Below are 13,016 nucleotides of genomic sequence, written 5' to 3' on the forward strand. Positions count from 1 at the left end.
CATAACGAAAATAAGCCTCTCACAGCTTTATCTAACTTTGCATCTTCATCGTGCTGTAAAAAATATGCTAGTTCTGCTGTAGGTATTGATCCAGCAAAACTCTTAAATTTGAGCTTTATCATCATCAGGCCCATTGAGACTGGAAGACTCAATACTAATAAAATGATTCCCACCGAAATCCAGACATTCTCAGGGGATTCATTACCTAAAACTACTGCTGCTCCGATCAACACTAAAAGCATTCCCAGAAAGCCCTTAAAAGATGACAACAATGAGTCTCTTGTTTTTATATACAGCCAGAATAGCGGCTTATCGAATTTTCTCATTTTTTCCTCAAACAGCTAACGCCCTGTTAAGGTGTGAGCAACGCAATACCGAAGCTCCCGCATACCACCTTAAACACTAAAACCAACGCATAATAAAAATGCCACGCGTTGCGAATCACTCTTAAACAGTTTGTTAGAGCACACTTACACGATATTGTCCGTATAGTTCTTTACGTAATCGACTACATTCAACGTTGCTTTCCAACGCTTTTTTCCCAAAGAACCATAATAATATATGTATGGATTGAAATACCGTTGAGTCATGCCCTGCACTTCAACTTCGACATCATATCTAATGGTATCAGCATGAATGATTTTATTGCAGGCTTCTCTCAAGTTAGGATCAACAGTGTTTTCTGGCTCATTGAGGTTCGGAATTAAGATTCCGCTTTTCGTATTATATTGATGAAGGTCTTTGTGCTTATCATCTATCACACGCGCTATTACAGCAGAACTTAATAGTATTCTAGTTGCTTCAACTTCAAAAAATGGATCGAGTGTGTACATAGCATGGTTCAGCTCACCATCTGCGTTACATAGTTTCGATAATGTTTTGCTAGCTAAAAACTGATTGAGCAACCTGTAGAGGTCTAGTTTTGTCACCTCTAAATCAGGACTATAACTATTGTCAAAATATCTTGGATTTTCCCATTCAGCCATTTATTGCCTCCGTGTGTTCTAACGCCCTGTTAAGGGGTGAGCAACGCAATACCAAATCCGCCGCATAACACCTTAAACACTAAAACCAACGCATAGTAAAAATGCCACGCGTTGCGAATCCCTCTTGAACAGTTTGTTAGGCGACATTTCTACGTTTAACTTCTTTCTCATACGAAGATTCGTTGTATAGCCAAATAGCCCAAAATGCGAAAAACATCCCGATCGTGTAAATTGAGTAATTAAGAGCATTATCCGATAAGAAAATCGTAATGCTTGCCGCATCAGAAGATGGATAAAGGAAAATAACATTAAAAATCATGTACAAAATGGCTGTGACGAAAGTTGTTCTGAAAAGCCAATTTAAACATCCTTTCTTTCGAGATTTTTGCCAATTATCAAATGCTTTACCATTCATTAATCCACTCCTTTTCTATTAACTGAAGCTAGATTCACGCCAAGATACTATCACTACTCTACCGTTTATCTCATGTCGCCTAACGCCGCATTAAGGTGTGAGCAACGCTACCACTGAACCTAACCATAACACCTTAAACACAAAACCCAACGATAGAATGAAAAATGCCAAGCGTTGGGAATCACTCTTAAATGCTTTGTTATGTAACCATTATCACATGACTATGACAAGATCATTGATCGCTTACCCTGATTCATGCAAACTTCGTTTTGAAGTTAAAACTTCACTCATAAAGGAGACATTCTATGAAGGCTCTAATGAGTTATGCGTCGTTGGGTGACCGGTGCAACTAAAACACTAGCTTGTGGAGCAGGCAAGGATTCTGCGGAAGCAGGTACTTCTCTTTTGAAGACACCACAATTTCAACAACAGAATGGATGCTGCATAAAACCCAAGAGTTGAAATTTGGAGATCTATCTCCAGTCCCCTCCTCGAGAGGGGACACCCTTACTATTTTAAATTTTATTCAACTGTTTAAACGCTCTCCAAGCTACAGAAATAATGCTTAATGACATTGCCGTTCTAAAACAAAATACGAACGTTGATGGAAGAAAGTTGCTATTATGCTCGATTTTTGACAAGTCTAGTCCATATATTTCAGCAAAATCAAAAAAAGCAGCACGTACAAAGTTATCAACTCCATAGGCTAACCAAATTAAAGGATTACTGTTATTTGCAGTCATGAAGCCTTCCCCATAACTACACCAACCTAAATAAGAAGTTAGAGAAAAGGAAAAGAATAAAAGCAGAGGAAGCGAAATGACATGAAACTCCCCCGCTTCACCTTTTTTCAGTTCTTCATCGAAGTCTTCATGCAAAAAGCTAGGAATAAAAGCGTAACTGAGCAATAGAACAGTCAAGACAACTGTTATACCAAGTAATGTATAGAAGGCATAAATTGCCACTCCAGTTATTGAACCTAGCAGGTAAACCAACAGGTAAATAAGAAACAAGCCTACAATTATATAAGCTGATTCTTTGAAAAACACTTTATTCATATTTAACAATCATAGAACTTAAAGCTCTAATTTATCAGAATTTTTCGTCAAACTCTCGCTGGTTACATAACGCCGCGTTAAGTAGTGAGCAACGCAGACCACCGACCTAAAACATTGTGCCGTAAACACTAAAGCCGATTAAAACCAAAAATGCCACGCGTTGCGAATCTGCCTTAAACGCTTTGTTATACGTTTATATTTCTGATGATCTTATTGCAAGCACTAACAACATCGGAACGATAAAACTTCATCGTTTCAACTAGCTCTTTATCAGCTTTTACGAGAAACTCCTCTGAGCAATTCAAACGAACATGATTAAGTGGTAAATGGTCCGTCTCCGATGCTATGAGACCAAATACGTGGTAATCAGTGTTCCAGCATTGCCCATACATTTCGTTTCCAATACGCGATAATGCAATTATGTTTTCTATATAATTATCATCTGTTTCGAGTAGGTTCTTTACTAGTTTAATCGCTTCTTCAGACATTTTCTTGCCTCCGATCTTCCCAAAACGTATAACGCCCTGTTAAGGGGTGAGCAACGCAATACCAAAGCCACCGCATACCACCTTAACCACTAAAACCAACGCATAGTGAAAATGCCATGCGTTGCGAATCCCTCTTGAACAGTTTGTTATGGCGCAACTCACAGCGACTTGCTGACTAACCCAACAAAACCTGCATTCTCTGGTGGCGGAGTGTCATTGGTGTTGTACCAAGTTGAGTCTGGAACCCATTGCTTTGGCACTCTTTGTTCTTTAGCAACCCACTCAGGACGATAAAACAACCTTAGAACGATGCATACAATCGCGTTAATAAGCCGAAACCTTGCTGTTTGCCGCTCCTTCGGCATACCATCAGGTAAAGGAGATTTGAGGCTAGTACACAAACCTTTTATTTTCTCATCGTCAAAGGTGAGTCCATGTCGAAGATGGGCAAACTGATTACGTATTTTGCGAATAATTTGAATCTCTTGATACTCAAATTGGTCTATTAATCCAAGCGAAAGGCATAATTCAACGCGAGAAGATAAGTCCCCAATGGGTGCATTAGCACCAAAGAGCAGATTTTTGGTCGACTTACCCCCAACGAAAAATGACTCCAGTGTTTTTGACAGCTTTTCATCAATGAGAGCAGCACCAACCAAAGGTAACCCTCGATCAGTCTCACTTTGGAGTTCGGTTACAAACTCACCCAAATCTACAGCATGTTCTACTAACATATTTCTCCTTGAGCCATAACGCCTTGTTAAGGTGTGAGGCACGCAATACCGAAGGTTCCGCATAACACCTTAACCACTAAAACCAACGCATGGTAAAAATGCCACGCGTGCCGAATCACTCTTGAACAATTTGTTATGCTCGTACTCAAAGAAATTGGAGAATTAAGCAAGTGATAAACGCTGGAAGCCCTGCAATAAAGAAAACCAAACCTGTCTGGAAGTTCATTCTATGCTGCTCTCGTTGGTCTTCTTCGAAATCATGACCTTCTACCATTTTGTAAACTTTATCTGTTCTAGAATCATCCATATGCGCTGTTTTACTATATACGCCACCTTCCCACATAAGCTTTGCTAAAACCCAGTTCACGATAACAACGAAGAACAGAAAGTCGACTGGCTGAGTAGTAGCAAAGAAGGGGACAAACTGAGCTAAGAGAATAACAATCAATGCTGCAACAAGATTGATTAGCACCACTTTCTTCAGTAAATTGAGCAAAATTCCCTCCTAGAGCATAACGCCCTGTTAAGGTGTGAGCAACGCAATACAAGAGCTGCCGCAAACCACCTTAAACACCAAACGCAACGCATAGTAAAAATGCCACGCGTTGCGAATCACTCTTAAACAGATTGTTAACTAGCGCTTTTTTATGCTCATTTTTTGCCAGTTGCTTCTTCGACCTGTAGTAGAAATGATAAACCTTGTGCTTTGGTATAAGAAAAATCATCAATAGTATCAAGAATTGAGTTCGTATCTTCTCCCATTTTTTGAGCTATCGATAAAATATTTTCAGGAGTTGGCATAGCCCACGCTTTTGCTATGTATGGCACCCAATGTAAAAACTTTCCAAATACATTATTCATCAGTTTAGAGTTACTTCTTTCAATTGCTTGCTTTAACTCATAAAGTTGAGGTTCTATTTGACTTTCAACTATAAACTTTGCCTCTCCTTTGAGATCGTCAATTTTCGCGTCTGACTCAAGAGCTCCTCTTAAATCACCAGTAAGTTTTTGCAATGACATACGGAAAGGCAACAAGTTATCTTTCAGTTTACTTCTTATCTCTAAAATTTCATCAGGGGTCGCTTGGCGGCAGTCTGGTATCATGATTTTTACACATTCTTCAGCCAAGACACTTGTTAACAACTTAACATTTTTATGATTTTCAGATAAAAACGGAACTGATATATCAGCTTTGTCGCTAACTAGTATGAAGTCCTTATCCTGAGCTAAGTTTAATGCCGTAGGGACTGTTCTCCATAGGGTTTCACTTTTAACTTCTGGATATTCTTGCTGAAATTTTTCATATTCCAGCAATGTTGGATTATTGCCTGATAAAAGACTTACAAGATCCTGTATAGGAAGTCCACCATTCCACAGTTGCTCGGTCATACTTGACCATAAGTTAGCTATCATATTGGGGTGAAAATAAATAGACTCACCAATTAGACTTTTATATTTATGTATAAATTGATAAAACTGAATTACTTGCCTCGCATCAGCATTAACATCGCCTGCAGCATTTGAAGTTACTTCATCCCCGTGAATGTAAAACTCCCTTTGACTACCATCCTGTGTCATAGAAGTAACAGTCGTATAATCTGGTATATTTTTAAAATATTCGGTGGGATTTTTCGAGTCATCAGCAAAGGTTACAAGATGTAATTCATCATAGATAAATAAGTATGTCATCAACGACTTTTGGCTGAAAATATAGCTATCTGGATAGTATATAGCTGAGTACTTTTTTGTCATAAAACTTCCCAAAATTAAGCTTGCCGTCCAAAATTTATCAAAACATTATACGGTAGTCATTGTGCTAGTTAACGCCCTGTTAAGGGGTGAGCAACGCAATACAAAAGCCGCCGCATACCACCTTAAACACTAAAACCAACGCATAGTAAAAATGCCACGCGTTGCGAATCCCTCTTGAACAGTTTGTTAGAGCGCAACTCACAGGTTGAACAGAACTTTCAAAAGAGAATTAACCAAGGAAGAAATTCCTAGAAATAGCACTACTGGCAAGCCTATCGCTATTATCAGTTTAAACTCGACAAATTGACCTACAACGGCATCACCATACCTACCACCCAGAAACTTTCTCGATTCGTTACCTACTGTCGATTTGACTTCATCTGTAACTGTCTTGCGATCTTCACCAATGAATTCTTTAAACAGCATAAAGCCGAAAGGAGCGATAATAATGCCGGCGATAAGATATGAAATGTATTCAACTATATCGGTCATGTTCATACTTTTTTCTCCTGCGCTCTAACGCCCTGCTAAGGGGTGAGCAACGCAATACCGATGTTGCAGCACACCACCTTAATCACTTAAACCAACGCATAGCAAAAATGCCACGCGTTGCGAATCCCTCTTAAGCAGTTTGTTATGTGTCAAATTTTAAACTCGAACTTAGCTTTTTTAGGGCCAGTTTCCCCTTTTTCGGAAGGCGCATACTTCCGTTTTGATAATATTCGCACAGCTTCAGCATCGAATACTCCTTTAGGTACAGAATCAGTAACCATTATGTCAATCACATCACCCTGACTATTAATATTAAACGTGAGTACAACAGTACCGACTAATTTGTTTTTCCTTGAACCTTTATGATTACTAGGCGATACACTGTCCCGAGCTTTGTGTTCTCGATAATTTGGGGAACTAGCACTTTCAATTAAACCAGCGCAGCCAGACAATAATGCCGCTATAAATAATATTAAAATCTTCATACTTAATCTTTGACAACATAACGCTCTGTTAAGGGGTGAGCAACGCGATACAAAAGCCGCCGCATACCACCTTAAACATTAAACTCAACGCATAGTAAAAATGCCACGCGTTGCGAATCCCTCTTGAACAGTTTGTTAACTGAGCGCCTTTCAGTTTTCGCCGATCTTACAGCCACTTTACCCAAAGCTGGTTTTCCTAACTAATGATTAGTAAAGCTAACTCAAATATGTATTTAACCAAAAGATTACCGTTTATCTTTAGTTTGAAATGCGTCTCACAACACCATACTTCGGCGATGTAAGTTCGCCGAACTAATCGCGAATGCCTTATATTATTAGAAGGCTTTGTGCCGCCTTTCACATCAGTAAACTTAAGTACCAAATTGAAATTAGTCGCATTAGCTCAATTAAGGAAACCGACCGAACACGCTAAACCTCTGAACCTAGAAACCGTATCAATGTGCTTTCGTATTTTCTGCGCCAGTTAACGCCGCGTTAAGGGGTGCCGGCACGCAATACAAAAGCTTCTGCAAAGCACCTTAAACACTAAACTCAACGCATGTTAAAAATGCCACGCGTGCCAAATCCCTCTTAAACGCTTTGTTAAGTGCAATTTTTACCCACTTCGGCTAAACAAGTGATATCGATCGTAGGGCTCAACATAAGACAGACATGACAATGCTTTTCCACCGCTTCTTTAGCTGCTCGCAAAATGTCAGATTCCTTAAAACCACTGCCATTTACTGTAAAGTGTAAGTTTGCCGATTTATATAAACGAGGTTCTGATTCCGTTAGGGCAAAAGTAACCGTATTTTCTAGACCTTGAACTTCAAAACCTTGATCTTGTAGTAACAAGACGACATCCGTAGCACTACATGAACCTAAAGCCGACAATAGAACTTCCGTTGGACAAGGGGCTTTCTCTCTTGTAGCGTCAACATTAAACGTAAAACCGCCTTCAGTTGACACTTTAAAGCGACAATCACCATCCCATTTTATATTAATGCTCATACTTCCCTACTTTTTTGATGTGACTCTCGCTGATTGCACTTAACGCCTTGCTAAGGTGTGAGTAACGCAATACAAAAGCTACCGCACAGCGCCTTAATCACATAAGCCACCGCAAAGTAAAAATGCCACGCGTTACGAATCACTCTTAAGCAATTTGTTAGTACATGCGCTACTTCTATTTATGCGCTCCAAGATATTGAAAACTAGCATGATATGAAAGGCTTTGAACACTGAAGTGAGACGCGCAGCTACAAAACTTTACCGCCATTAAGAGACGAAATTGAGCTAGAAGAAAAACGCACTGAACTCCCCTACTTTTACTTGCTTCAAATTAGAAAAGGATTCGATCCTCGCACTTTGATGGCAACACCCAACGAACGACAAGATTAACCAGGAAGTACAACGAAAACGAAGAAGCGCCAAAGAAATAGGCTAAGAGTTAGAGACCGTAAACGGTGAAATCAAAGCAAACACTCCGCATATAGTGCCACCGGAAAGAACGTGAAAGACACAAACTGAAAGGTGTAAAGACAAGCACCAAAACAGATAAACACCAAAACTTATGACCTTTGATGTCAAACCCGTACTAACGCCCAATTAAGGTGTGAGGCACGCAATACGGTGCTTCCGCATACCACCTTAACCATTAAAACCAACGCATAGTAAAAATGCCACGCGTGCCGAATCACTCTTAAATTGTTTGTTAGGTGCGTAGCTTAATCTTGCACTAATCTGACCCATTTTGCCCGCCATGCCTGTGCTTCCATTGGGTCTGGACAGAACTCTTTTTGCTTACTTATCAAGCCATTTTCAACGGTATGAAAAGTTATAGCTCGTGCTTTTTGGACGCTATCTGTAATTGATACATCAGTGACAACTGTTTCACCATCGCAAACTACAGAGTGAATTGTAAACTCCCAAATACCATTCGCTGGGTAATAAAAATTGATAGCCGTAAAGTTGTCTCGGCCAATAATGAGTTCACCAGACTGCGGCCAGAAACCCTCAAAACCAGGGCTAAGCCACTCGCTTGCTTTAGCAAAGTCGTTTGTTTTCATCGCATCCCGAAAAGCTAGGACGACTTCCTTTGAGTTCATGATTTTCTCCAAGCACCTAACGCTTTCTATACGGCGATTTGCCGTTTTTCTGGCAGGCTACCGCCTTCTTTCTTATCAAAAGCGCTATCAATCGTAGCACTTATATGCATGAAACAAATAGAAAAACAGTATGAATATGTGTGGTGGCGCGCGCAATTAGGCGGCGCACAGCACGCTAATTTCAAAAATGGTGATACATTAACGGAGCTGTATAAATAAACAGGTTAATTTATCATGAAAAGTCAGTTTTTACTTAGTGTAAAAGAGCACATGCTTACTCGTCATTATGCGAATAAAACTATCGAAAGTTATCTATTTTGGATAAAACGTTTTATCACTTTTCACCAGCTCGCCCACCCATCAACACTAGCAGAAGATGATGTCATTCAATTTCTGAGTTACTTAGCGGTAGAAGAAAAAGTTGCGGTAAAAACGCAAGCTTTGGCGCTGAACTCAATATCATTTTTATATCGTGATTATTTTAAAACCCCACTATCACTTGATATGAGATTTCAGAAATCCTTGACCGAAAAGAAACTTCCCGTTGTGTTAACCAGGGAGGAGATCCGAAGATTCGTTCAGCATATCGACCCGAGGTATAGACTCCATATTCAGCTACTTTACGGCTCCGGGCTTCGAGTTATGGAATGTTTACGCTTAAGAGTTCAAGACATCGATTATGATTATGGTGCAGTTCGCGTTTGGCAAGGAAAAGGAGGTAAAAATCGTACAGTCACATTAGCCAAAGAACTACATGAACCACTCAAAGCTCAAGTTAATTTAGCAAGAAACTACTACTTTAAAGATAGGCACATGCCTGGTTATGCGGGCGTATATATCTCTGAAGGTTTACGACGTAAATACCCAAAAGCGGAGCTAGATTTTAACTGGCACTTTTTGTTTCCATCAACAAAGTTAAGCGCAGATCGAGACACTGGTGAACTCCGGAGGCATCATATCAATGAAAGCGCAATACAAAGAGCGGTAAAGCGCGCGGCAAGCGACGCAAGCATTGAGAAAACTGTAACTTGCCACACACTAAGACACAGTTTTGCCACGCATTTATTGGAATCTGGCGCAGACATTAGAACTGTTCAGGAACAATTAGGGCATACTGATGTAAAAACCACGCAAATCTATACTCACGTTATCGAGCGCGGGGCTGGTGGTGTGTTGAGTCCATTATCCAGCCTTTAGAAAAACAAAGCCACCTCGAAAGGTGGCTTTGTTTTATAACTCTTTATTGACGAACACCGAGTTTCACATTGCCTTTTGAATCAAACCAAAGTGCTTGCGAACGGCGACGTCCTATTAGTATCGGACCATCGTCATAAAAGAGAAAGTTCTTCCAGTGCTTTTTAAAAATAGACCATTTCGTTTCGATGACATTGTACTTCTCGTAGCAAAAGTAAACGGTTACATCGTCTTGCCAATCGATATGTGCCTCAGCTTCCGCTGGCATGTCAGGATCATCCGACTCCCACGCAGCCATCCAATCCACAGTTTCAGACCAATTCGCCTCATTCATTGGCCAGTCTTGGGAACTAAGTCTATCCATATCAGGGCTTTGAGCACTGATATTTTCTTTCCAAAATTGTGCTGAGCGGGCTTGGCTCATCGGCTTAATAAAAGCCAAATCTTCTTCTGGCACAGGCATCGACTGATGCGTAAAAATCCATTTTCTTTGGTATTCGTCCAAAGGCAAATAAGACATTCAGTCTCCTTTATTACGATTTCAGCCAACCTTTCTCTGTGGCTTCTTCAATCAACTCTTTCGCTTTGTCCCATAAGGTAACAGAGCCAAATTCAATTCGTTTATTAATGGTAAGTGCTTGTTCGCGTGAGACACCATGTTCCTTCCAACTCTGACCATTATTATGGTAGTTCAAGAGCATTGGAATTAACCGATCGAGTGCTTTTGCATACTTAGCATCATCGGTCTGCGCGGCTTCAAATTCATGCCAAAGCGCCAATAGCTCTTGCTCCTGATCGCTGGGTAACATACCAAACAAGCGCTCTGCGGCTCTGATTTCTTTTTCTGCTTGCTCTTGAGACGCAGCAGTATCATAAACAAAGGTATCGCCCGCGTCGATCTCTACTACGTCATGTATCAATAACATTTTCATCACTCGGCAAATATCAACAGGTGCATTCGCATGCTCTTCCATCAATATTGCCATCAGTGCGACATGCCAACTATGCTCACCACTATTTTCGAGGCGCCCTTCAGCACTTTTAACTCGAGTTCGGCGCAAAATGCTTTTGAGTTTATCGAGCTCGATTACAAGTGCTAACTGCTTTTCCAATCGTTCCATACTATCGTCCTTCTGGCTGCCAATTCGGATTAATAAGCGACGTTAGGACGTGGTCTTGCCACTCACCATTAATCAAAAGGTAATCTTTTGCATACCCTTCTCGGTTGAACCCTACATGCTCTAGCACAGCTTCACTACGTTTATTGTGAGGCATGTAGCCAGCTTGAATACGATGCAGTTTCTGAACGTTAAACATGTAGTCGCAAGCCATGGTTAATCCACGACGCATATAACCATGCCCTTGCGCTTTTTCAGCGAGAGAATATCCGACGTTACAAGAATAAAAAGGAAAACGACTCAAACTACTAAAGGATATCGTACCTAGCATTTCACCCGAAGAGGCTCTGACTAAAAGGCAATAATACCCCAATCCCATTCGATGCAGCTCATTGAGCTTGATAAGCTTTTGCAACCAACCGTTCACTGAGAAAAAAGCCTCTTCACGTTTCGGTTCAAACGGTTTCAGGTATTCTCGGTTGGCTTGAAAATATTCGGCAATCATATCTGCGTCACCGATTTCAGCGGTACGAAGAAGCAAGTCACCGTCCAACTTATGAACGGCGATAGATGAGCTGTTATCTTCCATTACAAATGATTAATTCCGTCTTTTCGTTCAATTCGATTAATTCTTACGGATACCGTAATCACGCAGTTTATTAGCGATTGAGGTATGCGATACATTCAAGCGCTTAGCAAGCTTGCGGCTTGATGGGAATGACTGATACAAACGTTCCAGAACTTGAGATTCATAATCACGCATGATCTCATCCAAAGAACCGTCGATGTTAAGCGTTGCACTACCAGCGCCGACTGACTGAGGCTGAGGTAAATTGAAGTGATCCGCGTTTAGTATATCACCATCCATTTCCGTGAGCGCTCGAAGAACCATGTTATCCAGCTGGCGCATGTTTCCTGGCCACTGATAATTTGCAAGGGCATCAACTAGACCATCATCAAACTCTGGCTTATCAATCCCAAGCTGTTGAGCATGTTTCGCCACAAACAACTCAAGCAATGGTACAACGTCGTTTGAGCGCTTACGTAACGGAGGAATGCTGAGCGTAAGTACGTTGAGACGATAATACAAATCTTCACGGAACATTCCTGCTTCAGAAAGCTCGGCAAGGTTATGTTTTGTTGAAGCGATGATACGAACATCGACATGCATCTCATCTTCTGCACCGACACGACGGAAATTACCATCCTGTAGAAAACGTAACAGCTTGATTTGAAGGTGCGAACTCATTTCACCGATTTCATCAAGAAATACCGTGCCGCCATTTGCTTGCTCAAAGATGCCTTTGTGGCCTTGTTCATGATTGAATGAACCCGGCGCATGACCAAAAAGTTCGGTTTCTGCTACATCGTCAGGCATAGAAGCACAACTCAAAACTAGGAATGGTTTGCTCGCACGGCTAGAACGGCTGTGGCAAGCTTTAGCAAGCATTTCTTTACCAGTCCCCGTTTCGCCCTCAATCAACAATGGTTGGTCAAGCACAGACAGCTTCTTAGCTTGGTTCATTAGTGCTTTATGACGGTTCGATATACCAACAAAGTGCTCAAAACCCAGAGGATTATGCAGCGGTAGTGCTTCTTCAATTCTGGCAACTTGCTGACTAGAGCGAATCGTCATTAGAGTACTCGCTAGAGTCGAGTTTTGCGCTTCGTCTCGGATATAAACGGGCATCAACTCTAGAACATAGTCCAAGCCATCAATCACAAGGTTTTCCCGCGTTCGACCATTAACACCTTCAGACCAACGAGAGAAACGAACACTTGGTAACAAAGCACCGATTTGAGTACCAATCACTTCTTGCTTGTGAAGGCCAAGCAATGAAAGTGCAGACATGTTTGCCATGTCTACGGCACCTTTAAGATCAATGGCAAAAACCGGATCGGGCAAGTTATCAACTAACGAGAGCAGCTCCGTATTGTGGCGCTCCATCGGCATAAACTGGATTTTACGTACGTCTTTCACCCCCGGAATACGGCGGATTTCAGCCATCAGCTCACTAAACGTATCAAAATCAATATCCGGGCAATTCAAATAGATAATACCGCTAATATCGATTTCGATACCACGCAAGTCGATGCTTTTAGACGCTAAAATATCGAGCAGTTCTCGGGTCAAGCCGAGTCGATCTTCACATAAGACTTCAAGACGCACTTAAAATATCCCAATT

17 protein-coding genes are annotated in these 13,016 nt (G+C 41.0%); 1 reads left to right on the plus strand and 16 read right to left on the minus strand.

All coding sequences use genetic code 11. From position 1 onward, the window contains the following. From IQP38_RS22810 to IQP38_RS22910, 12 genes are all read right to left on the minus strand, one after another. Positions 1-326, minus strand: a 326-nt coding sequence (locus IQP38_RS22810) for a hypothetical protein (RefSeq protein WP_228010170.1), incomplete at its 3' end; no start/stop codon positions are given. A gap of 144 nt (positions 327-470) precedes the next feature. Next, entirely contained in the window at positions 471-986 is a 516-nt protein-coding gene (locus IQP38_RS22820; protein ID WP_193838060.1) for a hypothetical protein, read from the minus strand. A 136-nt stretch (positions 987-1,122) separates the two neighbouring features. Beyond that, positions 1,123-1,401, minus strand: coding sequence for a hypothetical protein (locus IQP38_RS22830; RefSeq protein ID WP_020840791.1), 279 nt, complete (start codon positions 1,399-1,401; stop codon positions 1,123-1,125). Positions 1,402-1,916: 515 nt separating this feature from the next. Next, entirely contained in the window at positions 1,917-2,459 is a 543-nt protein-coding gene (locus IQP38_RS22835) for a hypothetical protein (RefSeq protein WP_193838061.1), read from the minus strand. A 185-nt stretch (positions 2,460-2,644) separates the two neighbouring features. Next, positions 2,645-2,947 carry a hypothetical protein gene (locus IQP38_RS22840; protein WP_193838062.1) on the minus strand — a complete coding sequence of 101 codons (303 nt, stop codon included), beginning with the start codon at positions 2,945-2,947 and terminating at the stop codon, positions 2,645-2,647. Positions 2,948-3,105: 158 nt separating this feature from the next. Further along, positions 3,106-3,681: an MltR family transcriptional regulator gene (locus IQP38_RS22850; protein ID WP_025818885.1), complete on the minus strand. Its 576-nt coding sequence runs from the start codon at positions 3,679-3,681 to the stop codon at positions 3,106-3,108. A 145-nt stretch (positions 3,682-3,826) separates the two neighbouring features. Next, positions 3,827-4,177, minus strand: coding sequence for a hypothetical protein (locus tag IQP38_RS22860; RefSeq protein WP_017821402.1), 351 nt, complete (start codon positions 4,175-4,177; stop codon positions 3,827-3,829). Positions 4,178-4,332: 155 nt separating this feature from the next. Next, positions 4,333-5,433 carry a hypothetical protein gene (locus tag IQP38_RS22870; RefSeq protein ID WP_193838063.1) on the minus strand — a complete coding sequence of 367 codons (1,101 nt, stop codon included), beginning with the start codon at positions 5,431-5,433 and terminating at the stop codon, positions 4,333-4,335. A gap of 198 nt (positions 5,434-5,631) precedes the next feature. Then, positions 5,632-5,931: a hypothetical protein gene (locus IQP38_RS22880; protein ID WP_140150236.1), complete on the minus strand. Its 300-nt coding sequence runs from the start codon at positions 5,929-5,931 to the stop codon at positions 5,632-5,634. A gap of 143 nt (positions 5,932-6,074) precedes the next feature. Continuing rightward, positions 6,075-6,410 carry an energy transducer TonB gene (locus IQP38_RS22885; protein WP_115386123.1) on the minus strand — a complete coding sequence of 112 codons (336 nt, stop codon included), beginning with the start codon at positions 6,408-6,410 and terminating at the stop codon, positions 6,075-6,077. A 603-nt stretch (positions 6,411-7,013) separates the two neighbouring features. Then, positions 7,014-7,421, minus strand: coding sequence for an OsmC family protein (locus IQP38_RS22895; protein WP_193838064.1), 408 nt, complete (start codon positions 7,419-7,421; stop codon positions 7,014-7,016). Positions 7,422-8,137: 716 nt separating this feature from the next. Further along, complete coding sequence (locus IQP38_RS22910; protein WP_193838066.1) at positions 8,138-8,518, minus strand: nuclear transport factor 2 family protein; 381 nt, start codon at positions 8,516-8,518, stop codon at positions 8,138-8,140. A gap of 234 nt (positions 8,519-8,752) precedes the next feature. Between IQP38_RS22910 and IQP38_RS22915 the strand changes: the two genes are divergently transcribed. Continuing rightward, positions 8,753-9,715 carry an integron integrase gene (locus tag IQP38_RS22915; protein WP_017636093.1) on the plus strand — a complete coding sequence of 321 codons (963 nt, stop codon included), beginning with the start codon at positions 8,753-8,755 and terminating at the stop codon, positions 9,713-9,715. A 43-nt stretch (positions 9,716-9,758) separates the two neighbouring features. Here the strand turns inward: IQP38_RS22915 and IQP38_RS22920 are convergent, their stop codons facing one another. From IQP38_RS22920 to tyrR, 4 genes are read right to left on the minus strand one after another with little or no spacing between them, the layout of a single operon-like run. Beyond that, a complete protein-coding gene (locus IQP38_RS22920; protein ID WP_017636094.1) occupies positions 9,759-10,232 on the minus strand; it encodes a DUF2947 domain-containing protein in 474 nt (157 codons plus the stop codon). A gap of 13 nt (positions 10,233-10,245) precedes the next feature. Then, entirely contained in the window at positions 10,246-10,833 is a 588-nt protein-coding gene (locus IQP38_RS22925; RefSeq protein WP_005376917.1) for an HD domain-containing protein, read from the minus strand. Between the two features lies 1 nt (position 10,834). Beyond that, positions 10,835-11,419 (minus strand): ribosomal protein S5-alanine N-acetyltransferase, encoded by a 585-nt coding sequence (gene rimJ / locus IQP38_RS22930; protein ID WP_005376916.1) that lies wholly within the window; start codon positions 11,417-11,419, stop codon positions 10,835-10,837. Between the two features lie 36 nt (positions 11,420-11,455). Further along, positions 11,456-13,000, minus strand: a complete 1,545-nt coding sequence (gene tyrR, locus IQP38_RS22935) for a transcriptional regulator TyrR (protein ID WP_017636095.1) — start codon at positions 12,998-13,000, stop codon at positions 11,456-11,458. Between the last annotated feature and the right edge of the window lie 16 nt (positions 13,001-13,016).

This window comes from Vibrio sp. OPT41, from assembly GCF_015163595.1.
Lineage (GTDB): Bacteria > Pseudomonadota > Gammaproteobacteria > Enterobacterales > Vibrionaceae > Vibrio > Vibrio alginolyticus.

Excerpts from the sequence above, each read along its gene's own strand:
- IQP38_RS22820 (WP_193838060.1), bottom strand. The coding sequence starts at position 986 with ATGGCTGAATGGGAAAATCCAAGATATTTTGACAATAGTTATAGTCCT.
- IQP38_RS22830 (WP_020840791.1), bottom strand. The coding sequence starts at position 1,401 with ATGAATGGTAAAGCATTTGATAATTGGCAAAAATCTCGAAAGAAAGGA.
- IQP38_RS22835 (WP_193838061.1), bottom strand. The coding sequence starts at position 2,459 with ATGAATAAAGTGTTTTTCAAAGAATCAGCTTATATAATTGTAGGCTTG.
- IQP38_RS22840 (WP_193838062.1), bottom strand. The coding sequence starts at position 2,947 with ATGTCTGAAGAAGCGATTAAACTAGTAAAGAACCTACTCGAAACAGAT.
- IQP38_RS22850 (WP_025818885.1), bottom strand. The coding sequence starts at position 3,681 with ATGTTAGTAGAACATGCTGTAGATTTGGGTGAGTTTGTAACCGAACTC.
- IQP38_RS22870 (WP_193838063.1), bottom strand. The coding sequence starts at position 5,433 with ATGACAAAAAAGTACTCAGCTATATACTATCCAGATAGCTATATTTTC.
- IQP38_RS22880 (WP_140150236.1), bottom strand. The coding sequence starts at position 5,931 with ATGAACATGACCGATATAGTTGAATACATTTCATATCTTATCGCCGGC.
- IQP38_RS22885 (WP_115386123.1), bottom strand. The coding sequence starts at position 6,410 with ATGAAGATTTTAATATTATTTATAGCGGCATTATTGTCTGGCTGCGCT.
- IQP38_RS22895 (WP_193838064.1), bottom strand. The coding sequence starts at position 7,421 with ATGAGCATTAATATAAAATGGGATGGTGATTGTCGCTTTAAAGTGTCA.
- IQP38_RS22910 (WP_193838066.1), bottom strand. The coding sequence starts at position 8,518 with ATGAACTCAAAGGAAGTCGTCCTAGCTTTTCGGGATGCGATGAAAACA.
- IQP38_RS22915 (WP_017636093.1), top strand. The coding sequence starts at position 8,753 with ATGAAAAGTCAGTTTTTACTTAGTGTAAAAGAGCACATGCTTACTCGT.
- IQP38_RS22920 (WP_017636094.1), bottom strand. The coding sequence starts at position 10,232 with ATGTCTTATTTGCCTTTGGACGAATACCAAAGAAAATGGATTTTTACG.
- IQP38_RS22925 (WP_005376917.1), bottom strand. The coding sequence starts at position 10,833 with ATGGAACGATTGGAAAAGCAGTTAGCACTTGTAATCGAGCTCGATAAA.
- rimJ (WP_005376916.1), bottom strand. The coding sequence starts at position 11,419 with ATGGAAGATAACAGCTCATCTATCGCCGTTCATAAGTTGGACGGTGAC.